7 protein-coding genes and 4 tRNA genes are annotated in these 5,100 nt (G+C 51.4%); all 11 read right to left on the bottom strand.

The window, feature by feature from the left end; genetic code table 11:
- Positions 1-121, bottom strand: a 121-nt coding sequence (locus tag OEV59_10280) for a GTP-binding protein (protein ID MDH4228109.1), incomplete at its 3' end; no start/stop codon positions are given.
- A 78-nt stretch (positions 122-199) separates the two neighbouring features.
- Positions 200-276, bottom strand: a tRNA-Thr gene (locus OEV59_10275).
- A 143-nt stretch (positions 277-419) separates the two neighbouring features.
- Positions 420-493: transfer RNA gene (locus tag OEV59_10270), tRNA-Gly, on the bottom strand.
- A 99-nt stretch (positions 494-592) separates the two neighbouring features.
- A tRNA-Tyr gene (locus tag OEV59_10265) sits at positions 593-677 on the bottom strand.
- A 151-nt stretch (positions 678-828) separates the two neighbouring features.
- Positions 829-903 (bottom strand) — tRNA-Thr (locus OEV59_10260).
- A gap of 168 nt (positions 904-1,071) precedes the next feature.
- On the bottom strand, positions 1,072-1,476 hold the full coding sequence (locus tag OEV59_10255; protein MDH4228108.1) for a phage holin family protein: 405 nt from the start codon (positions 1,474-1,476) through the stop codon (positions 1,072-1,074).
- Between the two features lie 8 nt (positions 1,477-1,484).
- Complete coding sequence (locus OEV59_10250) at positions 1,485-2,264, bottom strand: inositol monophosphatase (protein ID MDH4228107.1); 780 nt, start codon at positions 2,262-2,264, stop codon at positions 1,485-1,487.
- A gap of 204 nt (positions 2,265-2,468) precedes the next feature.
- Positions 2,469-2,729: a zinc ribbon domain-containing protein gene (locus OEV59_10245; GenBank protein MDH4228106.1), complete on the bottom strand. Its 261-nt coding sequence runs from the start codon at positions 2,727-2,729 to the stop codon at positions 2,469-2,471.
- A 27-nt stretch (positions 2,730-2,756) separates the two neighbouring features.
- A complete protein-coding gene (locus tag OEV59_10240) occupies positions 2,757-3,464 on the bottom strand; it encodes a hypothetical protein (GenBank protein ID MDH4228105.1) in 708 nt (235 codons plus the stop codon).
- 29 nt (positions 3,465-3,493) lie between these two features.
- Positions 3,494-4,240, bottom strand: coding sequence for a tRNA pseudouridine(38-40) synthase TruA (truA, locus tag OEV59_10235; GenBank protein MDH4228104.1), 747 nt, complete (start codon positions 4,238-4,240; stop codon positions 3,494-3,496).
- 10 nt (positions 4,241-4,250) lie between these two features.
- The coding region (locus tag OEV59_10230; protein MDH4228103.1) for an aspartate-semialdehyde dehydrogenase at positions 4,251-5,100 on the bottom strand (850 nt) is incomplete at its 5' end.

Genomic DNA, 5,100 nt, shown 5'->3' with positions numbered 1-5,100 from the left:
CGCCCCTTGAGGAAAGAACCTTGGTGATTGCCGCTGTCAAGGTCGTCTTGCCGTGGTCGACGTGACCGATGGTGCCGACGTTTACGTGCGGTTTTGTCCTCTCGAATTTAGCCTTGCTCATGATATCTCCCTCCGCTTGATTGTCGTTTACGAACCCAAAGACCAAAACATCGCTTCAAACCAACTGCCCGCATGTATCTGGAGCCCATGACCGGGATCGAACCGGTGAACCTCTTCCTTACCAAGGAAGTGCTCTACCAACTGAGCTACATGGGCAAAACAAGCATGATGCGCATTACGGGATGCTAACGCTTGCTTATATCCGGCCCCATCCCAAGCAGAGCGCCCACCGGCTCTGACATCAAAAAAGACCGCGCATCTAAAAAATCTCCGCAAACACCCTTCGCGGCCCCAAACTCTGGAGCGGGTGATGGGAATCGAACCCACGCATCCAGCTTGGAAGGCTGGAGTTCTACCATTGAACTACACCCGCGCTGTTCGATACTGCCGTCAAAATGCAGCGCGCCTGTAAACCGCGCCGTGAAACCTTCTTTCCATCAAACGCGCCCGATAGCGCGATAAAACCGAGAACTGGTGGAGGAGGAAGGATTCGAACCTTCGTAGGCGGAGCCAGCAGATTTACAGTCTGCCCCCTTTGGCCACTCGGGTACTCCTCCGTCTCTTACCCGACAAAAAAAAATAAAACACCACAACACGGGCAGCCTGTGAAAAAAACTTCCCGCAACCGTCGTTGAGCGTCATCGAGAATATATATATTGACTACAAAACTCCGTCCAAACTATAGAACGAAGGAAAACAACAAGTTAGTGGAGCTGGCGGTGGGATTTGAACCCGCAACCTGCTGATTACAAATCAGCTGCTCTGCCATTGAGCTACGCCAGCCCGTAAACCTAAAAAAGACATACGCATGCCTCAAACCCCTTAAGAGGCTGGAATAGAATTTAATATTTATAACTAAAAACCATACTCTTGTCAAGGTTTTTTTCCCGGGACGCGCAAAAAAGATGCCTCACTCGTATTTATAACCGTACATTTACAAGCACCGGCAAATCATTTTTTTTCATCGTCATCGTCGTCTTCGTCATCGTCATCGTCGTCATAATCGTACTTGGTTTTCTTAACAAAGATAATCCTAAGTAACATATTGAAAACACTGATAAAAATGGCCGCAACAAAGGCCTCCCAGAACCCCACTATCTCAAACCCCTCGACAGCGAACTCAACAAGCAACAATATGACCGTATTAATGACAAGAGTAAAGAGCCCGAGGGTCAAAAAATTAATCGGAAATGTCAGTATCTTCAAAACAGGCCGAAGCGATACATTTAATACCGCAAGCACCAACGCCGCGACCACGGCCGTGCTAATACTCTCGACCTTTACACCCGGGAGCACATAAGGTATTGAGAATATCGCAGCGCTTAGCGCTATGAGCCTTAAAAGAAGTTTCACCATTATTCGGATTATCCGCGTGCCTTCGTGAGTATGGAACTCATCTCGTCGTGCACAAGGCCGTTAGAAGCGAGCACGTCGCCTGTGTCAACGGTAAATGGCGATTTATCGAACCCCGTAATCACGCCGCCCGCCTCCTTTACCATAAGAGCGGCTGCTGCAACGTCCCAGGGCTTAAGCCTCATCTCCCAGAAGGCGTCGAAACGCCCTGCCGCAACATACGCCAGATCAAGCGCCGCTGCCCCGGCCCTCCGTATGGCCTGCGCGCGTTTTGCAAATAACGAAAACTCGGCAAGGTTGTTTCTCTCGTTCGTCCTTATATCATACGGAAAACCCGTTGCAAGAAGGCTCTTATCGAGAGTAGACACACGGGAAACAGATATCGGCTTGTTATTTAAGAACGCGCCCTTGCCCTTCTCTGCCACAAACATTTCATCCAGCATCGGCGCATACACGACACCAAGCACTACCTCGCCCGCTTCCTCAAAGGCTATCGAAATATTGAAAATCGGAAACCCGTGCGCGTAGTTCGTTGTGCCGTCAAGCGGGTCTATTATCCAACGGCACCTTGACGAGGCCGCCTTTTTCCCCTCGCCCTCTTCCGTCAAAATGCCATGCGAAGGAAAGTTCTCACGTATAAGAGATACAATAATATCCTCGGCGCGAATGTCCATCTCGGTTACGATATCGACAGCGCCCTTGAAGGAAAGCCTTCTCTCCCCGCCAAGGTTCTCCTTCAATACCGCCCCGGCACGCAGTGCCGCAGCAATAGCTATCTCTCGTATGTACATATTTCCTCCACTAATGCCCGTTGGCAGAATATTGGGGGAAACCCTTCTGTAGAAGGGTTTCCCCCATACCCCCTTCCGAAGACTTTAGCCTTGTTGTTTTGCGCTCCCCCATATGGGGGAGCGCAAAACAAGGTAAAAGTTTTTGGAGGGAGTTTGAGGGAACCTTTTTACAAAAAGGTTCCCTCAACATACTGCCAATGGGTATTAACTGGCCGAAGGGCAACCGCCGCAGCCGTTTTTATCTTTAGGTGCGGATGCCGGGCACGCCGCGGGTTTACTTGATTCCTTCGTGTATCCGGACTTGTACCATCCGCCGCCTTTTAGATGGAAGGCCGAGCGCGAGATGAGCTTTTCAACAGGGCCCTTGCCGCATTTGACGCATTTTGTAAGAGGTTTCTCGGACATCTTCTGGGATGCCTCGAACACCTCGCCGCATTTGGAACAGCTATACTCGTATATTGGCATTACTTCATCCTCCTAAGCCCAGCGGCTTTAGTTTTTGCCGCGGCCTTTGCCACCGCCACCATGGTCTCCGTGGCTGCTGTGGTCGTCATCGCCACCTTTGTTTTTACCGCCTTTACCGCCCTTATCTCCGCCTTTATCTTTTCCACCTTTATCTTTTCCGCCCTTGCCCTTCTTTTTCTTTTCCTTTACATCGCGGTCTATGTCGGAATACTTTCTGCCCTCGTTACGCATCTCGCCTACTTCTTCGGGAGAAATGCCGTGATACTCGGACATAAAGCGCGTGTTCACGAGGTTTACGACCTCACCGTCATCGGGCCTTTCGCTCTTCCAGCCGTCCTTTGGTTTATTCTTATAATAACCGTATGCCTTGCCGTAAGGCGGGCCTTTTCTCTTTTCAACCGGGACGTAGAACACTCCGGCGTCCTTGCCAAACTTAAGGCTTATGTCTATCCAGCTCGTGCCCTTTAGCCTTAAGTCTATGATTGCCTGCGTCGAGGCTCCTGTCTTCGAGGCAAGGAAGAACACCACCGGAAGCTCGTCATCGGGAACGCTCTTTGCGCTAACTGCAACGACCTGGGTTTGCGGGACATTATAGTACTTACTGACCGATAGCTGAAAGTCCGTTACCTTGCCATCCGAAATGTTCACGCCGAGGTTTATCCCGGCATGAGCGCTGCCGGCCGCTGACACTGCGAATACCGCTGCTGCAAGCAATACTGCCACCATGGTTCTCATCGCTTCCTCCGTTTTGGGTTTGTGTTACCTTAGTACTCCACTTTTTTAAGAAAAAGCCCTTCGGGCGGCGCCGTCATCGGGGCCTTGGTCCTGTCCTTGGCGTCTATTATAAAGGTGAGCTCACCTAACGTAATTTTACCTCTTCCAAGTGTAACGAGCGTGCCTGCCATGATTCTCACCATGTGGCGAAGGAAGGCCGTGCCCTTTACCTCGAGCTCTATGAAAGAGCCTTCTGCCCTCCGAACGTCGAAGGAGAGTATTTCCCTTACAGAGTGCTCGGCGTCGGAATCCGCCGCCATGAATGACGCGAAGTCCTTCTTTCCAACGAGCATTGCAGCGCCTTTTTGCATGACCTCTATATCGAGCGTATGGAACACGCTCCATGCCCTGTGCCTGAAAAGCGGCGTCCTGTAAGGGGCGTTGAAAATCCTGTATAAATACGTCTTATTCTTCGCACTCTTTCTCGGGTCAAAGGCGCCGTCTACCTCTTTGGCGTCCTTTACGGCGATGTCTTCGGGCAAAAGCGAATTAAGGCCGCCTATGATGCCGACAATCGGTATCTTCGATTCGGTTTTAAAGAGCGCTGCGTAATCGTACGCGTGAACTCCGGCGTCGGTCCTCGAGCATCCGTACACGCGCGACTCGCTCCCTGTCAGATTCCTTATCGCATCCTCGAGCTCGCCCTGCACGGTTGCCCTGTCGGCCTGAAGCTGCCATCCGGCATAGGCCGTGCCGTCGAACTCGAGAAACAGCAGAATGTTACGCGTCGTGCTCAAAACAGTGCACTTAGATATAGTCCTTTATAAGGACCTCTGCGATTTGCACGGCATTAAGCGCCGCACCCTTACGAAGGTTATCGGACACTATCCACATATTGATGCCGTTCTCTATGCTCTCGTCCTTACGTATTCTACCCACATAGACCGGGTCGTTGCCTGCGGCGTTTATGGGCATCGGATACTCGCCCTTACCGGGGTCGTCGACAAGCTCTACTCCGGGGGCGTTCTTTAGAAGCGACTTAACGGCTCCAGGGGTAATCGGGTTTTCGGTCTCTATATTAACGGACTCCGAATGACTGACATACACCGGCACACGGACGGTCGTAGCGGTCACCTTTATCGAGTCATCGCCCATGATTTTCTTTGTCTCGTCCACCATCTTCATCTCTTCTTTGGTGTAGCCATTATCGAGAAACACGTCGATTTGGGGCACGCAGTTGAAGGCTATCTGCTTTGGAAGGTGCTTTACCTCCGCGCCCTTCATGTTAAAGAGGCTCCTTACCTGCTCGGTCATCTCCTCCATAGCATCCTTCCCCGCGCCTGAGACAGACTGGTAGGTAGAGACAACGATTCTCTTGATGCGGAACTTGTCGTGTATGGGCTTTAAGGCAACGACCATCTGTATGGTCGAGCAGTTCGGGTTGGCGATGATGTTACGCTTCTTATATTCTGCTATTGCGCCGGGGTTCACCTCGGGCACAACAAGCGGCACATCTTTGTCCATACGGAACTGACTGGTGTTGTCAACGACAATGCAGCCTGCCTTAGCGGCCTTTGGCGCGTATATTGCGGAGACCTTCGCGCCCGGGGAAAACAGCCCGATGTCGATTCCTTCGAATGTCTCCTTGTCGAGTTCT

It is taken from the genome of Deltaproteobacteria bacterium, assembly GCA_029858205.1.
Classification (GTDB): Bacteria; Desulfobacterota; GWC2-55-46; order GWC2-55-46; family DRQE01; genus JAOUFM01.
This window is presented reverse-complemented; position numbering and strand designations above follow the sequence as displayed.

Coding starts and splice junctions, on each gene's coding strand:
- OEV59_10245 (MDH4228106.1), bottom strand. CDS start 2,729: ATGCCAATATACGAGTATAGCTGTTCCAAATGCGGCGAGGTGTTCGAG.
- OEV59_10255 (MDH4228108.1), bottom strand. CDS start 1,476: ATGGTGAAACTTCTTTTAAGGCTCATAGCGCTAAGCGCTGCGATATTC.
- OEV59_10250 (MDH4228107.1), bottom strand. CDS start 2,264: ATGTACATACGAGAGATAGCTATTGCTGCGGCACTGCGTGCCGGGGCG.
- OEV59_10240 (MDH4228105.1), bottom strand. CDS start 3,464: ATGAGAACCATGGTGGCAGTATTGCTTGCAGCAGCGGTATTCGCAGTG.